General features: G+C 32.0%; 16 protein-coding genes. 14 read left to right on the top strand and 2 right to left on the bottom strand.

Annotation, left to right across the window (positions count from 1 at the left end; genetic code table 11):
- The first annotated feature begins 2 nt into the window (after window positions 1–2).
- The 9 genes from H0I29_RS07305 (at window position 3) to H0I29_RS07345 (ending at window position 13,767) form a co-directional block, all read left to right on the top strand.
- Window positions 3–1,073, top strand: a complete 1,071-nt coding sequence (locus H0I29_RS07305; RefSeq protein ID WP_218754936.1) for a glycoside hydrolase family protein — start codon at window positions 3–5, stop codon at window positions 1,071–1,073.
- A gap of 83 nt (window positions 1,074–1,156) precedes the next feature.
- Window positions 1,157–2,824, top strand: a complete 1,668-nt coding sequence (locus H0I29_RS07310) for a glycoside hydrolase 43 family protein (RefSeq protein ID WP_218754937.1) — start codon at window positions 1,157–1,159, stop codon at window positions 2,822–2,824.
- A 788-nt stretch (window positions 2,825–3,612) separates the two neighbouring features.
- Window positions 3,613–3,972 carry a sulfatase-like hydrolase/transferase gene (locus H0I29_RS07315; protein WP_218754938.1) on the top strand — a complete coding sequence of 120 codons (360 nt, stop codon included), beginning with the start codon at window positions 3,613–3,615 and terminating at the stop codon, window positions 3,970–3,972.
- 123 nt (window positions 3,973–4,095) lie between these two features.
- Window positions 4,096–6,435: a glycoside hydrolase N-terminal domain-containing protein gene (locus tag H0I29_RS07320; protein ID WP_218754939.1), complete on the top strand. Its 2,340-nt coding sequence runs from the start codon at window positions 4,096–4,098 to the stop codon at window positions 6,433–6,435.
- Window positions 6,436–6,628: 193 nt separating this feature from the next.
- Complete coding sequence (locus H0I29_RS07325; RefSeq protein ID WP_218754940.1) at window positions 6,629–8,263, top strand: hypothetical protein; 1,635 nt, start codon at window positions 6,629–6,631, stop codon at window positions 8,261–8,263.
- Between the two features lie 38 nt (window positions 8,264–8,301).
- Window positions 8,302–9,957 (top strand): hypothetical protein, encoded by a 1,656-nt coding sequence (locus tag H0I29_RS07330; RefSeq protein WP_218754941.1) that lies wholly within the window; start codon window positions 8,302–8,304, stop codon window positions 9,955–9,957.
- Window positions 9,958–10,012: 55 nt separating this feature from the next.
- Window positions 10,013–11,128 carry a glycoside hydrolase family protein gene (locus H0I29_RS07335; RefSeq protein WP_218754942.1) on the top strand — a complete coding sequence of 372 codons (1,116 nt, stop codon included), beginning with the start codon at window positions 10,013–10,015 and terminating at the stop codon, window positions 11,126–11,128.
- Between the two features lie 73 nt (window positions 11,129–11,201).
- Window positions 11,202–13,328 carry a Sip1-related alpha-galactosidase gene (locus H0I29_RS07340; protein WP_218754943.1) on the top strand — a complete coding sequence of 709 codons (2,127 nt, stop codon included), beginning with the start codon at window positions 11,202–11,204 and terminating at the stop codon, window positions 13,326–13,328.
- A gap of 139 nt (window positions 13,329–13,467) precedes the next feature.
- The gene (locus tag H0I29_RS07345) at window positions 13,468–13,767 is read left to right on the top strand and encodes a T9SS type A sorting domain-containing protein (protein WP_218732171.1); all 300 of its coding nucleotides are present in this window, start codon (window positions 13,468–13,470) and stop codon (window positions 13,765–13,767) included.
- Between the two features lie 345 nt (window positions 13,768–14,112).
- Here H0I29_RS07345 and H0I29_RS07350 read toward each other — a convergent pair whose 3' ends face one another.
- Window positions 14,113–15,294, bottom strand: a complete 1,182-nt coding sequence (locus tag H0I29_RS07350) for a leucine-rich repeat protein (RefSeq protein ID WP_218754944.1) — start codon at window positions 15,292–15,294, stop codon at window positions 14,113–14,115.
- A 402-nt stretch (window positions 15,295–15,696) separates the two neighbouring features.
- Here H0I29_RS07350 and H0I29_RS07355 point away from each other — a divergent pair, with 402 nt between their 5' ends.
- The 5 genes from H0I29_RS07355 (at window position 15,697) to H0I29_RS07375 (ending at window position 22,521) form a co-directional block, all read left to right on the top strand.
- Window positions 15,697–15,864: a hypothetical protein gene (locus tag H0I29_RS07355; RefSeq protein WP_218754945.1), complete on the top strand. Its 168-nt coding sequence runs from the start codon at window positions 15,697–15,699 to the stop codon at window positions 15,862–15,864.
- A 545-nt stretch (window positions 15,865–16,409) separates the two neighbouring features.
- Window positions 16,410–17,825 carry a sulfatase-like hydrolase/transferase gene (locus H0I29_RS07360; RefSeq protein ID WP_218754946.1) on the top strand — a complete coding sequence of 472 codons (1,416 nt, stop codon included), beginning with the start codon at window positions 16,410–16,412 and terminating at the stop codon, window positions 17,823–17,825.
- Window position 17,826: 1 nt separating this feature from the next.
- Window positions 17,827–19,257 carry a sulfatase gene (locus H0I29_RS07365; RefSeq protein ID WP_218754947.1) on the top strand — a complete coding sequence of 477 codons (1,431 nt, stop codon included), beginning with the start codon at window positions 17,827–17,829 and terminating at the stop codon, window positions 19,255–19,257.
- Window positions 19,254–20,771, top strand: coding sequence for a glycoside hydrolase (locus tag H0I29_RS07370; RefSeq protein WP_218754948.1), 1,518 nt, complete (start codon window positions 19,254–19,256; stop codon window positions 20,769–20,771). Before H0I29_RS07365 ends, H0I29_RS07370 begins: the two co-directional genes overlap by 4 nt.
- A gap of 265 nt (window positions 20,772–21,036) precedes the next feature.
- On the top strand, window positions 21,037–22,521 hold the full coding sequence (locus H0I29_RS07375) for an arylsulfatase (RefSeq protein WP_254712716.1): 1,485 nt from the start codon (window positions 21,037–21,039) through the stop codon (window positions 22,519–22,521).
- A gap of 377 nt (window positions 22,522–22,898) precedes the next feature.
- Here the strand turns inward: H0I29_RS07375 and H0I29_RS07380 are convergent, their stop codons facing one another.
- Window positions 22,899–24,209, bottom strand: coding sequence for an FGGY family carbohydrate kinase (locus H0I29_RS07380; RefSeq protein ID WP_218754950.1), 1,311 nt, complete (start codon window positions 24,207–24,209; stop codon window positions 22,899–22,901).
- Window positions 24,210–24,342 lie beyond the last annotated feature (133 nt).

Genomic DNA, 24,342 nt, shown 5'->3' on the forward strand with positions numbered 1-24,342 from the left:
ACATGAATAAATTCCTCGTAAACCTTTTATTGACTGTATTGTTAAGTTGTTCTATTACTGCTGTATCACAAGAAAAAGAGATCAGTCTAGACATTCATAAAATGATGAAGCCTTTGCAAAAAGATGGAGTTTTTCGTGATTCTTTGTATTATAATTGGGGCGGTTCTATTATAAAAGATGAAGGAGGTACATATCATTTGTTTTATTCCCGATGGAAAAGAGCCTATACTTTTAATGGATGGCTAACTTTTTCGGAAATAGCACATGCAGAATCAAATGCAGCAAAAGGACCTTGGGAATATAAGGAGACAGTTTTACAAGGAAGAGGCAAAGGGAATTGGGATGAAATTACTGCTCACAATCCTAAAATTAAATATTTTGAAGGCAAATATTACCTCTATTATATCGCCACTAATTTAGGCGGTAAGAACTTTACAAATTATGATTTAGTTGCGTTAAGTACAAAATCATTAAAAGACGTGGACAGAGGAACGCTTCGTAAAAATCAGAGAACAGGAGTAGCGGTTTCAAATTCAATTAATGGCCCTTGGAAAAGAATGGAAACTCCGATAATAGAACCATCTGGACCCATAGCTAACATCACTGTGAATCCCGCAATTGACCAAGGGAAAGACGGTAAGTATTACTTAATTGTAAAAGGAGATAAACCCAATGAGAAAAAGTTTATCAGAAACCAAGCAATTGCTGTTTCTACATCACCAACAGGACCTTTTAAAATTCAACCCAACCCTGTAATTGGCAATTTAGATACCGAAGATGTGTCTATGTGGTTTGATGAACAACAAGCTGCTTTTTATGCTGTTTTTCATGCCCATTCTTATATTGGGTTAATGACTTCTAAAGATGGTTTGCATTGGGGAAAAGCTAAGAATTATGAAATCAGCCGTAAAAAAATAAAATTAAATGAAGGAGGTTTTCTAATTCCCAATCGTATGGAACGCCCGTTTGTTTATGTAGAAAAAAATCAACCAACGGTTCTGTGTCTTGCCATAAAAAAAGGAGATGATTCTTATACGATATTTATTCCACTACATGAATTTAAAACTCAGTAAATATCCTCTGGGATTGCCCCAAGTATATTCACTAAAATAGTTCAAATAAAAACATATTACACTTCTATATAAATTATTGAAAAATGAAGATTTTTAGATTCCTTTTATTACTTGTTATCGTTTTTGGCTGTAAAGGAACCGAAGAAAAAAAAACAATTTACTCATTTGGTGACCAAGGGGATGGCACTTTTATAAACCCTATCCTTAATGCCGACTATCCAGATTCTGATGTAGTACGTCATGGCGATAAGTACTACATGATATCTTCTAAGAAACATAATTCCCCCGGGATGATCATTCTTGAATCTTACGATATGGTCAACTGGAGAATTATTAATCATGTGTATGACAGTATCAGTTGGGGTAAGGAATATAATTGGGATAGGATGGCTGGTTACAAACGAGGGGTTTGGGCTGGAGACCTAGCGTTCCATGAAGGTACCTGGTATTGTTATGTGATAGATCCTAGCCACGGATTGTTTGTTACTACTACCGACGATATTTACGGGCAATGGACTACCCCCACAAAGATGATATCTCAAAAGAAGGTGGCAGATGACCCCAGTGTGTTCTGGGATTATGAGAACAAAGAAGCTTGGCTAGTCGCCAATATAGGTCGAAGCAGAACGAAAGAAGATAAAGATAAATACCTGTATAAGAATGCCATCTTTAAAATGAGTTGGGACGGATTGAGCTTAGAAGATGAAGGCACCGTCTTCTATAAAGGTCCAGGAGCTGAAGCCTCTAAAATATATAGAGTCAATGATCAGTGGTTTATCTTCTTATCGGAATGGTCTATGACACCTGATGGAGATAAAGAAGACCGTAAACAAATAGCCTTACGCTCAAAAACCAATAGCATTTATGGTCCTTACGACAAAAAAGTGTTGCTTGAAAAAGGGAATAGCTTTGAGCGCAGTTGCAGCCAGGGATCTTTAAACCAGGCGCCAGATGGCTCGTGGTGGTACTTTCATCAGTTAATTCAGAACATAGATGCCCCTTTTCAGGGAAGACCACAATGTCTACAACCTGTAGAATGGGTAAATGGCTGGCCTATCATAGGAGAGGATATGGACAAGGATGGCATTGGAGAACCTTTAAGAAGGTACAAAATGCCTAATATAATAGCACCTGAAAAATTAAAAATACAAACCTCAGACGATTTTTCTTCCTCCGAACTAGGACATCAGTGGGAATGGAACCATAACCCACGTGACTCGCATTGGTCATTGACCGAACGTACAGGCTGGTTGAGACTTAAAGCTAGCACTTTGGTACCATTGAGCAACTATTATTATCACAAAGGAGCGTCATCATTTTGGAGGGCTTCTAACACTTTAAGTCAGCGTATTATGGGCACGAAAGCAGGTATTAGCAGTGCCAAATTTGATGTATCAGGAATGACACAAGGACAACGCGCTGGATATGCTCGTTTTGCAGGAGTAAGCCATCTCATTGGTGTTAAAATGGATGCCGAAGGAAATAGAAATCTCTTTTTTATGGATGATAAGGGAACTGAGATAGACGGCCCTAGCATTGAGAAAGCTATTATTTATTTTAAATCTACCAATAGTGGTAATAGCGCCTCTTTCGAATACAGCTATGACAACAAGAATTTTGAGCGCTTTGGTCCTGAATTCGAGCTGGTATTTGGACGTTGGTCAGGTGATCGATTAGGCGTCTTTTGCTGGAACGATATAGAAGATTCAGGATATGTGGATATCGATTGGTTTGAGTATGAGTATGAATAAATTTAGGATTGGATTGTAAATGTAAAGAACTTGAAAGCCGGTAATGGCTTAACTGCTGATTTACGATCTAAAAGTGGTTTTGAGATATTTACTGATTGAAATTGGTCTCGAGAATAAGAATACTACTTAATTTAGCGACACTGATAGTTAGGGACAGAACTTAAACTACACAACATGAATAAGAAGATCATAAGATTACTATCGAAAGTGGTGTTCATATTGCTATAAACCAGGTAACTTATTTATCACCAATAAGCCCTTTTAAAATACCACCAAACCCTGTAAGAAGATTTAGATACCGAAGATATTTCTATTTGGTTCGATAAAGAACAAGCTGTCTTTTATGCTGTTTTTCATGCCCATTCTTGTGTTGATTTAATGACTTCTAAAGATGGTTTGGACTAGGGAAAAGGAGAAAATTACGAGATTAGTCGTAAGAATTAAAATTAGAAGATGGAGGTTTTCTAATACCCAATCGTATGGAACGCCCGTTTGTTTATGTAGAAAATAATGAACCAACAGTTTTGTGTCTGGCTATAAAAAAGGGATGATTCTTATACTATTTTATACCTCTTGGTGAGGGTATTTAAATATGGTCATCAGACTTTATAGGTAAATAGAGTACTTGCAATTTTTATTTTGATGTATTTCTTAATCGTAAATGAATAGTTGATAAAGGACGATTATAATTTATTTTTTGCTAAATGCAACATTTTTATACTAAGTATGATACGGTTTAGCTTCTTAGACATAACTACTTTTGTCTATTTTTGAGTAAAAATCATCACGTGGTAAAAAAATATTTATTTGTAGGAATTTTATTCTTAGTGTTTACGTCAATTACTTTACAAGCACAACAAAAAAAGAAACCGAATATACTTTTTATTTTTGCAGATGACCTAATGTTTAATAGCGTTGGTACTTTGGATAATTGTTCGATAAAGACACCTAATTTAGATCGTCTTATGGATAGTGGTGTTTCTTTTTCTAGAACCTATAATCAGGGGTCTTATAGTCAGGCAGTATGTATTGCTAGTAGAACAATGTTGGTTACTGGTGGAAATCTTTGGAAAGCCGCTTCTTATTCTAAAAAAGGAAATACTATTGAAAAACCAGAAAAAATAAGAAGGCATTTCAGAATTTTATGAATGATGTACCAAAACCATTAGTAAACTTAGATGGTTCAAAGAATAGCAAATATTAAATAAATATCAGATCACAAATTAATCAAATAATAAAACTAAAAATAAACCTCAACTAAACAAAGGAACATGATGAAAACACCCTGGATAGACATTCATAATAAACTCATAAAAAAGTTAGCTTACGTAACCTTAATAACGTTTACTTTTTTTAGCTGTACTCAAAAAGAAGAAGTAAAAGAAGCGTCTGCTCTAAATATTTGGTTTAATCAACCAACTAATAAATGGAATGAAGGGCTTCCTATTGGAAATGGAAATTTAGGAGCCATGATTTATGGTACGCCTAAAAAAGAAATTATTTGTTTGAACGAAGAAACTATTTGGACAGGAGGAAAAGATTACAATAGAGATAAAAAAGATGCTGGTAAACATATTGCTGCCATACAAAAACTGCTGTTTGATGAGAAATATATGGAAGCAGAGGCAATGGTGCAAGATAAAATTTTAGCAGATCGTTTACCTACTGGTTCAGATACTTACCAAATGTTAGGGAATTTATTTATAGAGACTCCAAATTTAGACTCTATTAGCAATTATAAGCGAGCGTTAGACATTAATAAATCGGTGGTTACTACCAATTTTAAAAGCAATGATGTTCAGTATACTAGAACCTATTTTTCTAGTTTCCCTGATAAAGCAATGGTCTATAAATTTACTGCAGATCAAAAAGGAAAAATAAATATCTCTTCTTGGGTAAAACGTAATGAACAAACTAAAATTTCTGTTTCAGAAAATAGCATTGAGTTTTCAGAACATGTAGGTAATGGTCATGGAGTAAAATTTCATGCCCTAGTTCATTTTGAAACAAAAGGAGGAACATCAATAGTAAAAAATGGAAAATTAGTAATTACCGATGCAGATGAGGTGCAAATTAAAGTGGTTGCTTCTAGTAATTATCGTGGATTAGATTTTGAACAAGAAAATCATAAAGTAATTAATAAAATTGCAAAAACGTCTTATAACGATTTGTTAGATAGACATGTTGCAGATTATCAATCGTTATTTAACAGACTTTCTTTTAAATTATCAGATAGTAAAGGAGATGATTTTCCTACAGATGTACGTTTACAAAAAGTAAAAAAAGGAGCTACAGATAATTATTTAACGCAATTGCAATATCAATTTGGGCGTTATTTATTAATTAGTAGTTCTAGACCAGGTACTTTACCTGCAAATTTACAGGGTATTTGGGCAACCGGATTTACACCACCTTGGAACTCTGATTATCACATTAACATCAATGTTCAAATGAATTATTGGATGGCAGAAATGACAAACCTTGCAGAGTGTCATGAACCATTTTTAGAATATATTGATGGATTACGTGAAATGGGACGTATTACAGCTAAAAAAACATACAATGCTAGAGGTTTTGTTGCACATCATACTAGTGATATTTGGCAATCTACAGCTGCTTTTGGTAAGGCGAGATATGGTATGTGGCCAATGGGAGCTGCTTGGGCTTGTCAACATTTATTTACACATTATGAATATACAGAGGATACAGAATATCTAAAAAATCAAGCCTATCCAATTATGAAGGAAGCTGCTTTGTTTTTTGTTGATTTTATGGTGAAAGATCCTAGAACAGGACTTTTCGTTACGGGTCCATCTGTTTCTCCAGAAAACAACTTTTTAACCAAAGATGGTAAAAAAGCTACTTTGAATATGGGACCAACTATGGATCGTGAAATTGTTTTTGAATTGTTTAGAAACTGTATTGCTGCTGCAGAAATTTTAAATATTGATCAAGATTTCAGTGCTATTTTAAAACAGAAAATAAAGCAAATGCCTCCGCTTGAAATTGGTAAAGATGGTAGATTGTTAGAATGGGTTGGAGAGCTTAAAGAGGCTGAACCTGGGCATCGACATATTTCCCATTTATATGCTTTGCATCCATCAAATCAAATTTCAAAATCTAAAACACCAGAATTATTTGAAGCTGCTAAAAAAACAATTGAGGGAAGATTGTCTAAAGGTGGTGGACATACAGGTTGGAGTAGAGCTTGGATTATTAATTTTTATGCACGTTTGTTAGAAGGAAACAAAGCTTATGAAAATATTATAGCGTTGCAAAGAAAGTCTACTTTACCAAACCTTTTAGATGTACACCCTCCTTTTCAGATTGATGGAAATTTTGGAGTTGTTTCTGGTATTACAGAAATGTTGATGCAAAGTCATAACGGAGAAGTTCATGTATTGCCAGCGTTACCTGAAGCTTGGGCATCTGGAAGTATAAAAGGAATTGTAGCTAAAAAAGGTTTTGAGATTGATATGACTTGGGAGTTAGGAAAATTGAAAACGTTAGTAGTTACTTCTAAATTAGGAAACACTTTAAAACTTCGTTACAATGATGACGTAAAAGAAATAGCAACTAAAAAAGGAGAAGTGCTAACATTTAATTATTAATATATCGGATAGATATATTTTTTTTAGATTAAAAAACGCCTGATTAAGCATTAAAATGTTTCATCAGGTGTTTTATTTTAATGTAACATTAATTGTGACATTTTAACTCCATTGTTGATACAATTCGACCCCATTTTTTGTTAAGATTTTAGATAAATTGCATAAAATAATCATCAACCATTAAAAACTAAACATGAAAAACTTTCCTTTGTTACTTATTTCAATTTTTCTCTTTCTCAGTTGTGGTAAAGAATCAGATATTATTGAAGCTGATAATGTAGAAATTAAATTCACTCAATTTGATGTAACATTATCATCTGGAGAAAAATCTATTGGAGTTATTGATAATGAGAACAAGCATATCTCATTATATGATGTAAAAGACCCTTTAGAAATTGTATCTGTTTCATATATGTTCTCAGAAGACGTTTCAATCATTACTCCAAATCCAAATACAAGGATAGGTAAATGGGAAATTACAGAGAAATTCAGACTTCACTCTAGTGAAAGCTTTGAAGATTACACTGTAGAAGTTCCTGACTTTGAAGAACCTGTATATGAAAATCAAGCAACAATATCTCCTCTAGAAACTTTTGGGACTACTGTAAGATATCATATGCTAGATCTTAATGGAGACCCTAATAAAGCTAAAGAAGAAAGCACGGCTTTTGAAGCTTTTAGTAATCAAAAAATGAATGGTATCCGATTTCCTCTTTATTGTGGAGATGCTTTTGGAGGACATCCTTCGGAAGGTGTAGTTGTAGAAGATGTTTATGCAAACCCTTTAAAATCTCTTGAAAATGCAAAGGCAGCCTATAGTGGAAGTGAACCTTTTATGATTTTTGTAGGAATTAAAGTTTTGACTTCTAATAAAAATGAGTATTACCCTGACTGGGTGTCAACTGATGAAGATGGAATTATTCCTGATAAATATGCTCAGTTACTTGTTGATTTCATAGCATTTATGGATAAAAAAGGACATACAATAAATGCAATTGCGTTTGATAAAGAGTCTGTTAGAATGAGTGTTGAGGATTTTAAAATATCTGCGGATAGTTTGAGAGCAAAAACAGCACGATTGGGATATGTAGTACCTAAAATTGTAGCTCCAGAGCTTTTAGACCCTCAAGGAGACACTAGTAACGGTTGGATGAATGAACTATATAATAAAGGGTATCAAGACAGGTATGATATTTTTGGAAATCATTATTATCAAAGAGATCACACTGTTGCTGGTTTTGCAAAATTAAAATATGAGTTCGATTTAGCTCAAAGTGACAGAACACGTCCACAGTGGGCCACTGAGCCACACTGGAATAATGATTCAAGTATTTTTAGAACAGAATCTGCATTTGGAGTAATGTTTGACCATACAGATCTAGGATTAGATGCATTTATGTGGTGGGGGTATCCAATAGAGGGTAGTACTACAATAAAATCACCTATTATGAGATCATACTCAGGAGCTATACTTGGTTCCATACCAATTAGAATGCTTGATCATGATGGAGAGGAAACTTTTACGAATGGTAAACTTCATACTAGAGCTTATTTAAGAGGTAATGAAGTAAATGTATTTTTAATTAACGTTGTAAATCCAAATATTGCAGGTATAGTACCAGCGTCTTATGAAGATTATGCGGTAGGGATTTTAGATGGTTTTAAAATTGATGGTAGAGTAACAGTGAGACAATGGCAAGATGATTCAGTAGTTGGTTCAGAAGTTGAAGGAGAAGTTACCTTAGTAGAAGCAATTGAAGAAAAACAATTCCTCTTAGACATACCAACAGGTACTTTTACTCAGCTTACGTTTAAAATTAAAGAATAAAAAATCATTTTAAAATAAAACAAAGAATAAAACCAAAAATGAAAAAATTTTATATATTATTTATATCTGTTTTCCTATTTGTAGGTTGCAGTAAAGAGACAGAAAGTGAAGAAATAAACAATGTTGAATTGAATTTTACTCAATTTGATGTAACATTATCGTCCGGAGAAAAATCTATTGGAGTTATAGATAATGATAATAAAAAAATATCAATACCAGATGTAAAAGATCCGTTAGAAATTACGTCTGTTACTTATAAATATTCAGATGATGTTTCAATAATAACTCCAAATCCAGATACAAGAATTGGTCAATGGGGCGTTACAGAAAAATTTAGACTTCACTCAGGTGGAGATTTCGAAGAATACACTGTAGAAATAACAGATTACGAAGAGGCAACATATGTAAATAAAGCAACCATAGCTCCACTTGAAAAATTTGGTAGGGTTACAAAATATCATATGTTAGATCTGAATCATAACGCTGGAACTTTAGGTAATATCAGTAATGCAGAAAGTGCTTTTGGTCAAGGTAAAGGTCAAGCTAAAATGAATGGCCTTAGAGTTCCATTATATTGTGGTGATGCTTATGGAGGACACCCTGCAGAAGGTGAGGTGGTAGAAAGTGTTTACACAACTCTTTTAAAATCTATAGAAAATGCGAAAGCATCTTATTATGGTTCTGAACCTTTTATGATTTTTGTAGGCTTAAAAGTTTTAACATCAGATAAAGCAGAGTATTTTCCAGATTGGGTAACAACAGATGCACCAACTGTGCCTAATCCTGTAAAATATGCACAATTGATTGTTGACTATGTTGAGTTTATGCATGAACATGGACACGAAGTAAACTATGTTGCTTTTGATAAAGAGGCTGCTAGAATGGATGTTACAGATTTTACGATAGCTGTAGATACATTAAGAGCTAGAACGGCAAGACTTGGTTATGTGGTACCACAAATTGTGGCTCCAGAATTTTATAAACCATTAGGTGAATCTGGATCTTTTAACGATTTATACAATATTAATGGACAAGATAGCTATGACGTATTTGGAAATCACTATTATTTGAATCATCATAATGAAACGAATCATCCAGATTTAAAATACGAATATGAACTAGCTCAAAGTGATAAACATCGTGAAGCTTGGGCTACTGAAGCACATTGGGATGCCCTTAGATGTAGTTCTGACTACGAAAAAGATAGAGAAATTTGGACTTCCGAACTAGCTATTGGATGTATGTTTGATTGGACTGATCTTGGATTAGATTTAGTAAGCTGGTGGGATTACCCCTTGTCTGGAGGTAATGCACCATGGAATTATATTACTAGAGCATATACTGAAGCTTTGATTGGTTCACAACCTATAAGAATGTTAGATCATGATGGTGAAGAAGTACTAAGTAGGGAGAAACTTCATAGTAGAGCCTATATAAGAGGTAATGAGGTAAATGTGTTTTTTATCAATACTGTGAGTCCATGTAAAACTTTTTTACCACCTTTTTACGAAGAATACCCTGTAGGGATTCTAGATGGTTTTAAAATTGATGGTGATATAAGTGTAACACAATGGGATGATGATGATCAACCTCTAGGAGAATCTTTTGTTATAGAACCTGTAGAAGAAAATCAATTTCTTATAGATATAACAACAGGTTCATTTACCCATATTTCATTTAGAATAAAAGAATAAAACAGCACTATTTTGATCTGAATTAAATAATCTAAACTTTTTAATTAAATAACTAATGAAAAAAATAATAGTAAGCATCGCAATGCTTTCAATATTTGTTGCTTCTTGTCAAAACAAAAATAGCAAGAACCCAGAAACTAAGAAAAATGAGGCATCTCATAATCAAATAGAAGTTCCTACAGCAATGTCAGATCATTGGAAACTAATTGGAGAAGCCGTAAATGAGCCCGGTTATGATGTTTGGGGAAGCTCTCCTATTAGAGATGAACAAGGAAATGTACATCTATTTTCTGCAAGATGGTCATCAGAAACACCATTTAAAAAAGCTTGGCGTTATAACAGTGAAATTGCACATTATGTTTCTAAAAGTCCAGAAGGGCCTTTTAAATTTGTAGAAGTTGTAGCACAAGGAAAAAGAGATGGTACATGGAATGCTGCAGGTTTTCATAACCCAAGTATTAAAAAGATTGATGACAAATATGTGTTGATATTTATAGCGAATGATGGTGGAGAAATCCATGGTCCGAGTCAAAGAATAGGCATGTTGGTAAGTGAGAGCCTTAATGGTCCTTGGTTAGAAAAACCTAACAAAGATGAACCTTTGCTAAGTCCGCCAAATGATGCCTCTATTTGGTGTTATGATAGTGGTCTTGGAGTTAATAATCCTGGGCTTATAAAACATCCCAACGGAAAATATTATTTGTACTTTAAAGCCATGGCGGGTCCTAAAGGAAAAGGAGGAAAGGTAAGTATGGGAGTTGCTATTTCAGAAAAGTTAGAAGGACCCTATGTTATTCAATCCAACCCAATTACAACAAACGAAGTTAGAATAGAAGATGGTTATGCATTTATATGGAGAGATAAAATCTGTTTATTAACCACCGATAATCACGGAATTTTAGAAAAAGGTGGCGGTTTGCTTTGGGTATCTGATGATGGCGTACAATTTAATGCAGCACCTTTATCAGGCTTTCACAATGCGCAAGATTTTTACTTAAACGGTAAAGTACCAGAAGGAGCAAATAGACGTTATGGTAATAAAGTAAAGTTTGAAAGACCACAATTATTAATGGATGCTAACAATGAACCAGAATATCTTTTTTGCCCTAGTGGAGTGGCTTTAGATGGTAGTGATGGTAGTAATAACTATGTACTTAAGTATCAGAAATAAAAATTTAGAATAAGAAATTTACGCACTCCATTTCTAAATGAAATGGAGTTTTTTCTTTAAAAATAGAACCATCATGAAAATTTTAAATAACATACGATTTTTATGTACATCCATCTTAATTCTTAGTGTTTTTTTTATCATTGGATGCGATGAAAAACAACAAATTAAAGAAACGGTAACTGAGAACTTAGCCGAAATTCCAAGTGTTTTAGACTTAAGCAACCTTTCTGAAAATGGAATTTTCACCCTTAAAAAACAAGTGTTAACACCAAATAAGAAAGGAATTATTGCTGATATTGTTTTAAAACTGCCAGCATATAAAAACGGAATGTATTATCGCCCTTTTTCTGAAGTAAAAGCTTCAGGAAATAGGATGGAAGCACTTTGGTTTCAAGATGTGTCTGAATTATCTAATTACAAGCAGATAAAGCCAAGAGAGGATAAGAACATGAAATATGGGAGTTTAATTTTACTCCAAAAGAAGAATGGAAATTATTTAGCTCTTTTACCTATTGTCTCTAAAATGGTTGGAAATACTTTTGATGTTGATAAAAGTGGTTTTATATTAAAAACGGCTACGTATGGTACAACAACTATAGAAGTGAATGCACCACTTTTTTCTTATGCAGCGTCATCAAGTCCTTACGAAGCTATTAGAACAACATGGAAATTAGCAAAAGAAGCAGAAGGAGTAAAGGGTAATTTTAACTGGCGTTCTGATAAAGAATATCCAGAACCTTTTAAATATTTAGGCTGGTGTAGTTGGGAGCACTATAAAAGTAATATCAACCAAGAAATTATTGTAAATGCTATTGAAGATATCAAAACGAGTGATTTACCTATTCGCTGGGTGTTGATTGATGACGGCTATTTAGATGAAAAAAAACGTCAATTATTGTCTTTTGGTGTTGATAAAAAGAAGTTTCCTAATGGATGGAAACCGATTACAGACTTGAAAGATGATAAAGTAAAATGGATGGGGCTTTGGAGAAACTTTAATGGATTTATGGACGGAATTTCTGTAGACAATACTTTAGAAACACTTTCCGAGCATTTAGATACTTTGTATTACGGTAAAAATAAAAGTAAGACCAGAATGGTATCTAAAAATTCATTAACATCTGCCAATGCTTTTTATGATGCTATGACAGCAGATACAAAAGAAAATGGATTTGACATGATTAAGGCTGATTTTCAGTCTGTTAATTTACAATTTAACAAAGGGAGAGAAAACCCAGTTTTTGGAGTGCATAATAATAACAGAGCCTTAGAAGAAAATGTAAAAGAGAAAGACTTAAAATTGTTAAACTGCATTGCAATGCAGAATTTTAATGTTTTTAATCAAGCGTATAGCAACGTAATTAGATCTAGTGTAGATTATAAAATAGATTTAGACCGTATCGATTTAACCATTGTACAAAACTTTACGAATGCGCTTTGGTTAGGACATGTACATTGGTTAGACCAAGATATGTTTCACACCAGTTTTAAAGAAACAGCGCGTTTAATGGCGGTTTCTAGAGCTATTTCTGGTGGTCCTATTTATTTATCTGATGAAACAAAAAACATTGATGATACGTATTTAACTCCGTTAATGTATAAAGATGGAGAGATTATTGGTACGCTAGCTCCTGGGGTTCCTTTGCCAGTAAGTTTACAACAAGATCCTTATGTAGGTAAAAAAGCCTTTAAGGTAATTGCTCCGATTAAAAATGAATCAGCAGTTATTATGGCGGTTAATTTAAATAGAGACACTATGCTAAAATCAGCTATTTCTTTAAAAGATTATCCGAATGCAGGAGGAATGATTCAACCTTTTAAAGGACTTTGGGAAATACCTAAAGGAGGAATTTTATTATATGATGCATACAATAAAATAGCAAAACCATTGACAGATGATTTTGAGTTTGAACTAAAAACACGTGAAGAAAGATTGTTTCAGTTAAGTCCTATTGTTAATGGATGGTCTGTAATTGGTAATTCTGATAAATATTTATCTGCAGGTACAGTAGAAGTGACATCTATAAATGAAAATGAAATTATCTGTACAATGAAAGAGTCAGGAAGCTTAACTGTATGGAGTAAGAATGGAATTCCTAAAATAAATGATGTGCCTTTTAATTCTTTAGGAAATCATCTCTACACATTTGATTGCTCAACAATAGAAACAAGTAATTATAATTTAAAAATCACAAGATAAATTATCAATACAGAACACAACACTGATGAAAATATCATTATTTCTGTTTAGGTAATAGAATAAAAGTAAAATACAATTAATAACTTATACAAAAGGGGATGATATAAACACCTGTAATACAAAATTTGTTGGTTCTGATATGGATTTTTCTGTTATAATTAATGATGAAAATAGTTTATCTACTAACGGTGAGCTAAAATTATTGAATGAAATCTATACGTATCCCAACCCTAATGAAGAAAATATAAACATATATTTAAATAACTTAGAAAATGTTTCTGTTAAACTAGTAAGTGTTAATGGTCAAACTATTTATACCGAAAATAATATCAGTTCTTTAATTCATACAATTAAGTTAAATGATATTTCATCTCGTATTTATTTTCTCAAAGTAAATTACAAAGGAACAAGAAAACAATATAAAATAATACGAAAATAAGCAAAGTGTTTATCTTACTTATCAAATTATTTTTAAACAAATAATAAGGATCAACTTATAGAAGTTGTTCCTTTTGTTTTTTAGAAACCTATTGTATATAATAATCTGCTTTTGATATCAAAAAACGATAAAGATTCTGTTGGTTTTTAAAATAGACTTCGTAATAGTTTACTTTGTCTGTAATATTTTCATAATCTTAACCTTGATAAGGTATTTAACTTGATTAGATTACCAATTGCATAAGTAATTATATTTTATAATATGGATGCAGTTAATGTAAAGGCATAAAAAAAGGAGTAACTTTATATAAAGTTACTCCTTTTAAGTTTTAAATAAAAAACTTTATTATTGTTTGATAACTTTAATTGTTTTGAAATCTAAACCTTCATTATTTTTAGCTTTTACAAAATAAATACCTTTATTAAGTTGAGATAAATCTACTCCATCTATAACTTTTTGAGAACTTACTTTAGCGCCTAAAATATTATAAATTTCTGCAGAAAAAACATCATTTGTTGAAAAGTATAATTTATCTACAACAGGATTTGGATATGCATTTAAAGATATTTTAGCTTGAGAAGCTAAGCTTAATATTTCATCTGCTTCAACGATATTAAATATATCCCATCCGTTTTCTGCGGCAAAAGCATCCTTGGTACCAAAAGGAACAATCAATGTAGGAGCTGTGTCATATCCGGCTTGAGTAGAAAACATATGACTATCAGGATCCGGTATTGTTTTCTCTGCGTCTAAGAATGCGTCAGTATCAAGAACAAAAGGAGTCTCAAATTCTACAATTAATTCTTCTAAAGCCGGAATGTTTCTGAATGTATTAGCACCTGGAAGTTTCGTTACAGTAGCAGGAAGCGTTAAAGTTTTAAATCCTGTAGCATTAAATGCACCTGGAGCAATTGAATCCATCACAGGCATATTTATATCAGTAAGATTTGAGCAACCCCAGAATGCCAATCCACCAACTACAGTTGCAGCAGGTAAATCTACAGATGTAAGTGCTTTTGCATCTCTAAATGCTTGTATTCCAATATCAACTGTATTACTAAGGTCTATTGTCTCTAATTTAGGACATTTGTTAAATGCTGTTTTACCAACAAATGTTGCATTATGAAGATCTACTGATGTTAATTCAGGACAGTTTACAAAAGAGTTTAAACCAACACCTGAAGTAATATTAGAAAGATCTGCGCTTACAAGGTTAGGACAAGCGTTAAACACTTGCCAATCAATTTCAGTATCACCTTCAACAACTAAAGATGTAATTGCTACATTAGAAAATGATTTATTTTTTATAAAAGTAACGTTATAAGTAGTTCCTGAATTCTCTACAGTAGCTGGTATCGTTAATGCATCTGTAGTAACACTATTTCCTACAATTTGTACCTCGTTTGTAGGGTCAACAGCGGTTACTTCATAATTGATTTCATTTACTGTAAATGCATCACCTACAGTTTGTGCCTTCGTTAATGTTACAGATAATAATGTAACAAATAATAGTAATGTTTTTTTCATGATTTATTTAATTTTAAATTAATAATATTATGATTTAAATTTACAAATAACTATACTATTCTTAGAGTACATAGGTTTCGTTTTTTGGGTAAAAATGTTGCATTTTAACCCAAAACACTAGTATTTTTGCAATACAAAGGTAATAATGCTACATTTTGTAAATAATTATTTAGTCCATAGGTCGTCATATTTCATATAATCCGTGTTTATTAATGCAGGTTTTAAATAAAAGCTGATTCACTTTATATATTATAAACTTCTGCAGAAAAAATATCATTTATCTACATTAAGTTTTGGATAAGAATCTAAATATATTTCATTGATTTTCAAAGGCACTAGAAGCCCCAAGGTGCAATTAAATTAGGTGTAGGAGATTGATTTATTTGATTAGAAAACATATGATTGATATTTACGTCAGTATCAAGAACAAAAGGAGTTTCAATTTCTACAATTAATTCTTCTAAAGTAGGAATGTTTCTAAACGTATTAAAACCTGAAAATTTTCTTAATGACGAAGGAAGTGTTAAAGTTGTAAGTCCTTTAGCATTAAATGCATCTAGGGCAATTTGAATCTATGACAGACATATTTACATTACTAATATTTGAGCATTTCCAGAATGTCCAACTACCAATAACTGTTTAAGCAGGTAAATCTATAGATGTAAGTGTAAAATCATTTAAAAATGCTTGTATACAAACGTCATATAAGTTATTATTTTTTACATATTGTTGAAATTTAAAAATTTATCAGAGAAACTCCTTATCAAGCTAAGATTAAGATATGTTATAATAAGTTAGCTGTATTATTAAAAAAACAGTCTTGTTTTTTTAAATTTATAGAAAGTTATTTCTAATAACATTACAGACTCATTTTGAAGAAACTAAATTGTGCTCTCTTTTTAAGGTTCAAAATTATTGAAAGTCATAGCTATATGCATCGCACGGAGACTCTTTAATAGAATTGTAACATTCTCACTCCCTTGTTGTAACAATATTAGACTGTTTTTTACGCTACTTTAAGTTAGATTAGCTTTAATTAAAAAGACAACAACTTGAATCTTAAAAAAACCTTTCATCTTGTTTTTACAGAATTTTTAAATTTTATTTTTTTTAAAATGGATACCTTGTTTATACTATTATTGTGCGGATTTTTAGTGTCTTGCAATACAAATAATGCAGTGCAAAAAGAGCAAAAACCAAATGTAATTGTCATTTTAATTGATGATGCTGGTTATGCAGATTTTGGTTTTATGGGAAGTAAAGATCTAGAAACACCTAATATAGACAGGTTAGCAAAAAGTGGTGTTATTTTTACGGATGCACATGTAAGCGCAACAGTTTGTGCACCTAGTAGAGCGGGTTTAATTACTGGAAAATACCAACAACGTTTTGGTTTTGAGGCAAATGATACAGGTGATAAAAACTCTGGTGATATTGGGCTTTCTGATGATGTTGTAACTATTGCAGATGTTTTTAAGAAAAATGGTTACAAAACAATGGCATTGGGTAAATGGCATTTAGGAAAAGAGGAATCTGATTTACCTAACAATCGAGGTTTTGATGAATTTTATGGTTTTGAAACCGGAAGTAGGTCTTATTTTCAATATGAAAATCCGAGTAAAGCAAAAATGTTACAACATAACGGAAAACGTGTAAAATTTGATGGGTATTTAACGGACGTTTTGGGTAATCAATCTGTAAAATACATAAAAGAAAATAAAGACAATCCCTTTTTTATGTATCTAGCTTACAATGCAGTGCATACGCCAATGGAAGCTAAAAAGGAAGATTTAGAAAAATATAAAAATCATCCAAGACAATATTTGGCAGCTATGACTTGGTCTTTAGATGAAAACGTTGGTAAACTTCAGGCCAAATTAAAAGAGTTAGGTATTGCAGATAACACACTTATTTATTTTTTAAGTGATAATGGTGGAGCAGCAAATAACACATCTTCTGGTGGACCATTAAAGGGTTGGAAAGGAAATAAATTTGAAGGAGGACATAGAGTTCCGTTTGTGGTAAGTTGGCCAGCTCAGATAAAAGGAGGTCAAACTTTTAATGGTTTGTCTTCTTCTTTAGATATTTTTACAACTTCTATGGCGGCAGCGAATATTAAAAAGGATGCAGATTTAATTTTAGATGGAGCAAACCTTTTGCCATTTTTAAAAGGGGAGAAGAAGGGAGATCCGCATGCTCAATTATTTTGGAGAAAACTAGAAGAAGCCGGAGCAAGAGTAGGAGATTATAAAATGGTTCGTTTGCAAGATTACGGAGCAACTTTATATAATGTTGAAGAGGATTTAGGTGAAATGAAAGACCTTCAAAATACTAATAAAAATCAGTTTAATGAATTAAACACAGCTTTAAAAAACTGGGAATCTCAAATGATGGAACCACTTTGGGGAGAACCTAGAAATTGGATGGATGTTACCTATCATATTCATCAAAGATTAATGGAAAATAAAGAGGTTTTGTATTCAGATCCTGCTAAAATGAAACAAGTTTTAAATAAAGAAAAAAAACAATAAAATGAAGTATTTATATATATTATTATTATTATTAGGGGGACTATTGTCTTGCAATGCTCAAAATTTGGAGAAACCAGAAAGTAAACCAAACATCATTTATATTAATGTAGATGATTTAGGTTGGATGGATACCGAAACTTATGGAAGTACTTTTTATGAAACACCTAACATTAATAAACTTGCAGAAAGTGGATTGAAATTTACAAATGGGTATGCTTCCGCAGCAAATTGTGCGCCTAGTAGAGCGTGTTTAATTAGTGGGCAAAATACGCCTAGACACGGTATTTATACCGTTAGTAATTCTGATAGAGGAAATGAAAAAACTAGAAAAATAATTCCTATTAAAAACACAGAAATTTTAGCAGACAATAATATTACTATTGCAGAAATGCTAAAACAAGAAGGTTATATAACAGGTACTTTTGGTAAATGGCATTTAGGAGAAGACCCTAAAACACAAGGTTTTGATGTAAATGTTGGGGGAGCAAAGCATGGTAATCCGGGTAAAGATGGTTTTTTTAGTCCGTATAACATAAAAAATATTGTTGATAATAAAAAAGGAGAAAACCTAACAGATAGATTAACACAAGAAGCCATTTCATTTATAAAAGAGCATAAAGAAAAGCCATTTTTTCTGTATTTGCCCTATTATGCGGTGCATACGCCATTATCAACAACAAATGCTTTAGAACAAAAATATAAAGAAAAAGGAGGAAATCCTTTTCAAAATAAGGCGGTTTATGCAGGTATGATTGAAACGGTTGATAGAAATATCGGTTTAATTTTAGATGAAATTAAAGCTTTAAATCTAAAAAATACCTTAATTGTTTTTACTTCGGATAATGGCGGAATAAGAGCTATTTCTCATCAAGATCCTTTAAGAGCAGGGAAAGGTTCTTATTACGAAGGCGGCATTAGAGTACCATATATAATTTCTTGGGATGGAGTTGTAAAACCAAATACAGTTTCTAAGACTCCTATTACCAATCTAGATTTTTATCCAACTTTTATGGATATTTTAAATGTAGAAAACCCAAATAAAATAGTAGATGGAACTTCTATTTTACCAATTTTAAAAGGGAAAACAATAAAAGATAGAAGTTTGTTTTTTCACTTTCCTATTTATTTACAAGCATATAATTTTAAAATAGATGATGGTAGAGATCCGTTTTTTAGAACAAGACCTGGTTCTGTTATTATTGATGGTGATTGGAAACTTCATCAATATTTTGAAAATAATGAGATTGAGTTGTATAATTTAAAGACAGATTTAGGCGAAAGAAACAACCTTGTAGACGTTCATCCAGAGAAAGTAGCAGCGTTATTAAAAAAATTAAAGAGTTGGAGAACTGAGATTAATGCACCAATTCCTACAGAGTTAAATCCGAAGTATGAGGCTAATTTTGTGCCTAAGAAGTTTAAGAAAAAATGAGGGATAAAGCGATAGTTCTATTTTTATTTTTAAGTGGATTATTGTTTTCTCAAAGTAAAATAGATCCAATTAATATAGAGATTCATTCTGATAAAGAATTCCAAACCATACATAATTTCGGAGCCTCAGACGCTTGGTCTGGGCAGTTTGTAGGGAAATGGCCGTTAGAGAAAAAAGAAGCTATGGCAGATTTATTGTTTAGCACAGAAAAAAATGCCGATGGAACTCTTAAAGGAATTGGTCTTACAACTTGGCGATTTAATATTGGCGCAGGAAGTGCAGAACAAGGAGAAGAAAGCAGTATTAAAGATGAATGGAGAAGGGCAGAAGGCTTTTTAAACAATGATGGTTCTTATAATTGGAACAGACAATTGGGGCAGCAATGGTTTTTAAAAGCTGCAAAACAAAGAGGTGTTTCTTCTTTTATAGGTTTTGTAAATAGTCCGCCTGTACAGTTTACAAAAAATAATAAAGCATTTTCTGCAGACGGATTGTCATCAAACCTAAAAACAAGTAATTATGTAAAATATGCGTTGTTTTTAAAAGATGTGGTTACGCACTTTAAAGATAGTTTAGATCTTCATTTTAATTTTATCAGTCCGTTTAATGAACCTCAATGGGATTGGAAAAATGGAAAACAAGAAGGTTCTCCTTGGAATAATGATGAACTTTCAAGTGCAACCAAAACAATAGATTCTGTTTTTAAAAGCTATAATTTAGATACAAAATTAGAAGTATCAGAAGCTGGACAAATAGATTATTTGACTTCAATAAAAAAAGGAAAAGAGCATAGAAGTAACCAGGTTGAAGTCTTTTTTAACCCTATGAGTGATTTGTATCTTGGAAATTTAGAAACGGTTTCGCAAAAATTTGCAGGACATAGTTATTTTACAACTTGGGATATTTCTAAATTAAAAACAAAAAGAGAAGAAATTAAAAAGAAATTAATAAAGTATCCAAATTTAGAGTATTGGATGACAGAATATTGTATTCTAGAGAACAATGAAGAAATTAGAGGGAAAGGGAAAGATTTAGGCATGAAAACAGCTTTGTATGTTGCTAGATTAATACATGCAGATCTTACTATCGCTAATGCAAGTGCATGGCATTGGTGGTTGGCAATGACACCTTATAATTATAAAGACGGACTTATTTATCATGATAAAAATACAGAAGAAGGTACTTTTGAAAGCTCAAAATTATTATGGGGCTTAGGTAATTTTTCGAGATTTATAAGACCTCAAGCAAAACAAATTAAGGTAGATTATAACGGTAAAAATTCCCTTGAAAATTTAGAAAAAGGAGTTTTAGTTTCAGCGTATAAGAATAAAGATAATTCTATTATTATTGTGTCGGTTAATCAAAAAGAAACAGCAGTACAACTAAATTTTAAAAGTACTATAAAGCAAGTTTATGTTACAGATAAAGACTCAGATTTAAAATTAATACAACATAATGCGGATAAAAAAGATATTGTAATCGCTGCTAAATCGATTACTACTTTCGTTTTATAACTTAAAGTATTTAAATAGTTTTTTATCAGTGAATTACGTGTTGTTTTATTTTAGTGTATTGTTTTTAATTTAAGCTTGTTAAGCTTAAAAAATAAAAATCAAAAAAGAAATAAGAGTCATTTTGATACCTTTTTAGAACGATAATTGCTCTTACTATTAAATAAGTATTCATAATTTTACTTTCTTACAATATTAATTAACCAACGTAAATAATATGTATTTAAAAAAGATCATTTTTAGATTTCTATTCTTCTCTGTTTTTGTAATGACAAGTTGCAAATCAGAAAAAACAGCAAAAAAAACCACAGATATAAGTGAAAAACCAAACATTGTGGTTATTTATTTAGACGATTTAGGCTACGGAGATTTAAGTGCTTACGGAGCCACAGAAATCCAAACGCCAAATATAGATGCCTTGGCAAATGGCGGAATTAAATTTACAAATGGGTACGCTTCTTCGGCAACATGCACACCAAGTAGATATGCGTTGTTAACAGGTGTGTATCCTTGGAGAAATAAAAAAGCAAGAATTTTAGCAGGTTCTGCTCCTTTAATTATTGATGTAGCGCAACAAACATTACCAAAAGTCTTAAAGAAACAAGGCTATCAAACTGCAATTGTTGGTAAATGGCATTTAGGTTTAGGGTCTGGGGATGTTAATTGGAACGGAAAAATAACTCCGGGTCCTAATGAAGTAGGTTTCGATTCTTCTTATATTATGGCGGCTACGCAAGACAGAGTACCAACCGTTTATATAGATAACGGACATGTAGTAGGTTTGGATAAAAATGATCCGATTGAAGTAAATTATAAAAAGAATTTTGAAGGAGAGCCTACAGCAAAATCAAACCCGGAAATGACAACCATGAAATGGCATCACGGACATAATAATAGCATTGTAAACGGAATACCTAGAATTGGGTATATGAAAGGTGGTGAGTCTGCAAAATGGACGGATATTGATATGGCAGATCATTTTTTAGGAAAAGCGCAGGAGTATGTAAAAACACATAAAGAGCAACCTTTCTTTTTGTATTACGCGATGCAGCAACCACACGTACCAAGAACTCCGCATCCACGTTTTGTAGGTAAATCTGGAATGGGTCCAAGAGGAGATGTAATTTTAGAAGCAGATTGGGTAGTTGGTGAGTTTATAAATACTTTAGAAGAAGAAGGTCTTTTAGAAAATACGTTAATTGTTTTTTCTAGTGATAATGGCCCAGTTTTAAATGATGGGTATTATGATGACGCCATAGAAAAATTAGGGAAACATGATCCAAAAGGAGGCTTAAGAGGTGGTAAATACAGTTTGTTAGAAGCAGGTACTAGAGTGCCTTTTATAGGTTATTGGAAAGGAACAATTAAGCCAACTGTTTCAGATGCGATTGTTTGCCAAATGGATTTATTAGCTTCTTTAGCAAACTTAACAGGAACCTCAGAAAATACAACAGATAGTAAAGATATTTTAAATGCTTTTTTAGGTAAATCTAATAAAGGAAGAGATCATTTGTTAATTGAAGCAAATTCTAGAACAGCTTTAAGAAGTGGAGATTGGTTAATGATTCCTCCTTATAAAGGGAATAAGTTTAATAAAAAAGTAAGTATTGATGTTGGTATTCGTCCAGAATTTCAATTATATAATTTAAAACAAGATGTTGGTCAAGAACAAAATTTAGCAGAAACAAGCCCTGAGAAATTAGCAGAATTAATTAAAGTCTATGAGTCTTTAAGAGGTGAAAAAATAAAATAGATTATGCTTTATAAACCATCCCTAAGGTAAGCCTTAGGGATGGTTTTTTATTTACAATTAGTTTTTAAACATGAAAAAGTATACCAGTTTATCTTTTCTACTTTAGGAGAAATCTCATAGCAGTGATAGCAAAAAATAGAGCGTCTTTATGTGATTTCTCTCTGCGTTCGAAATGACAAAAATGTGTGTTTTCATTCTAGTATTAATGCTGAAATAAATTCAGCATGATAGATATATTGTCTATGTCGCTATGTGATAAAAAAACACCTAACAATTTATTGTTAGGTGTTTTTCCCTTATAAGTAGGTTTGGCTACTTGAAAATCGATTAGGTTAATATCGACTTGTTTGTCGTAATTAAAGTATTACAAACTTTGTTTATAGGTATGATTTCATCATTAATGCAGCACCTAAGGCACTTTCATTTTTGCATTCAGAAATTTTAATTACAATGCCTTTCTTTAACAAGGTTAAATATTTGATGAATATCCTGTTTTTATTAAATCCGCCAGAGATATAAATGTTTTTAATGGTTTTGTCTTTATCTGTTATTAAATTAATACCTGCAATTACTTTTTTAGCAATTTCGAATGTTAATTGATAATACGCTGTTTGATAAGAACCAAAATGTTTTAATAAATCTTCATTAGCTTCAAAATTAGTATCAATACCATCTGCTAGAAAAATTTGTGCATTTTCAGCAATTAACTCTTGACATAATTTTTCATCTAAAGGAAGGTTTAAATGTTTGTCTACATGGACATTAAAATATTCGCTTAATGGATCTAAGTACACTTCATGTATGCGTCCTAAAAACTGCATAGAAGATTTTACTTGTTGTTTTTTAGGAGTCATAAAACACAAACAATTATTGGTTAATTGATGTTGTGTTAAGGTTTCACTACTAAAAGGATTCATAGCAATAATCCAAGTTCCTGTAGAAAGCAATACAAAATCGTTGCCTTTTTCTTTTTCTAAAATAGGAATTATAGAAGAAGAACTGTCATGTAAACCAGAACCAACAGCTACTTGTTGTCCGTTAATTTCTGTAGAGATTGCTTTTTCTCCGTTTACAGGTTCGGGTAAGTTAATATTTGCAGCCTTTAACCAAGGATGATATTCCATTTTATCAAAATTCCAAGTAGCTGTATGTGCGCCAACAGACGTAAAATCTGCGGTAATTTCTTTTGTAAATAAGTAACTTAAATACTGTGGATAATGTAAAATAGATGCTACATTTTTCCATACTTCTGGTTTGTCTTTTTGCATCCATTGCATTTGCAAACCAGTGTTTAACATTCCGTAAGCTGGTGAAGCAGTTGTTCTAGAAAACTCTTCTACACCACCATTAGATTTATAAAAATCATTATATTTTTTTATGTCTAAGGGTTTTAGGTAGTTGTATAAAGGGGCAATTCTGTTCCCTTGCTTATCTAAATATACAAGAGAGGCTCCGTGTGTAGAAAAATTAATCGCTTTTAAAAGAAATTTAGGATTATTTTGAACTTGTTTTATTTGTTCTAAAATCCAATTTTCAATAGACTCTAGGTCATCACAAGGAAAACCATCATCATCTAATACTTCTTTGAACTTGGTAGAATTCTGAAAACAAACGTCAAATTTTTCATCAAATAAAAATATCTTTTTATTCGTTTTTCCAATATCTATAACTGCGATTACGTTTTTCATTTTATTGAAGCTTAAAAAGGATAAAGTTTGCTTATAACAATTGTATAGGCTTTAAAAGAAGCTACTTTATCAGTATAAAAAAAAAAGAATTGGCATCTTAACAAATAATTCAAAAAAAATTAAGAGCCAATTC

Origin of the sequence: Polaribacter sp. R2A056_3_33, from assembly GCF_019278485.1 — a bacterium.
Taxonomy (GTDB): domain Bacteria; phylum Bacteroidota; class Bacteroidia; order Flavobacteriales; family Flavobacteriaceae; genus Polaribacter.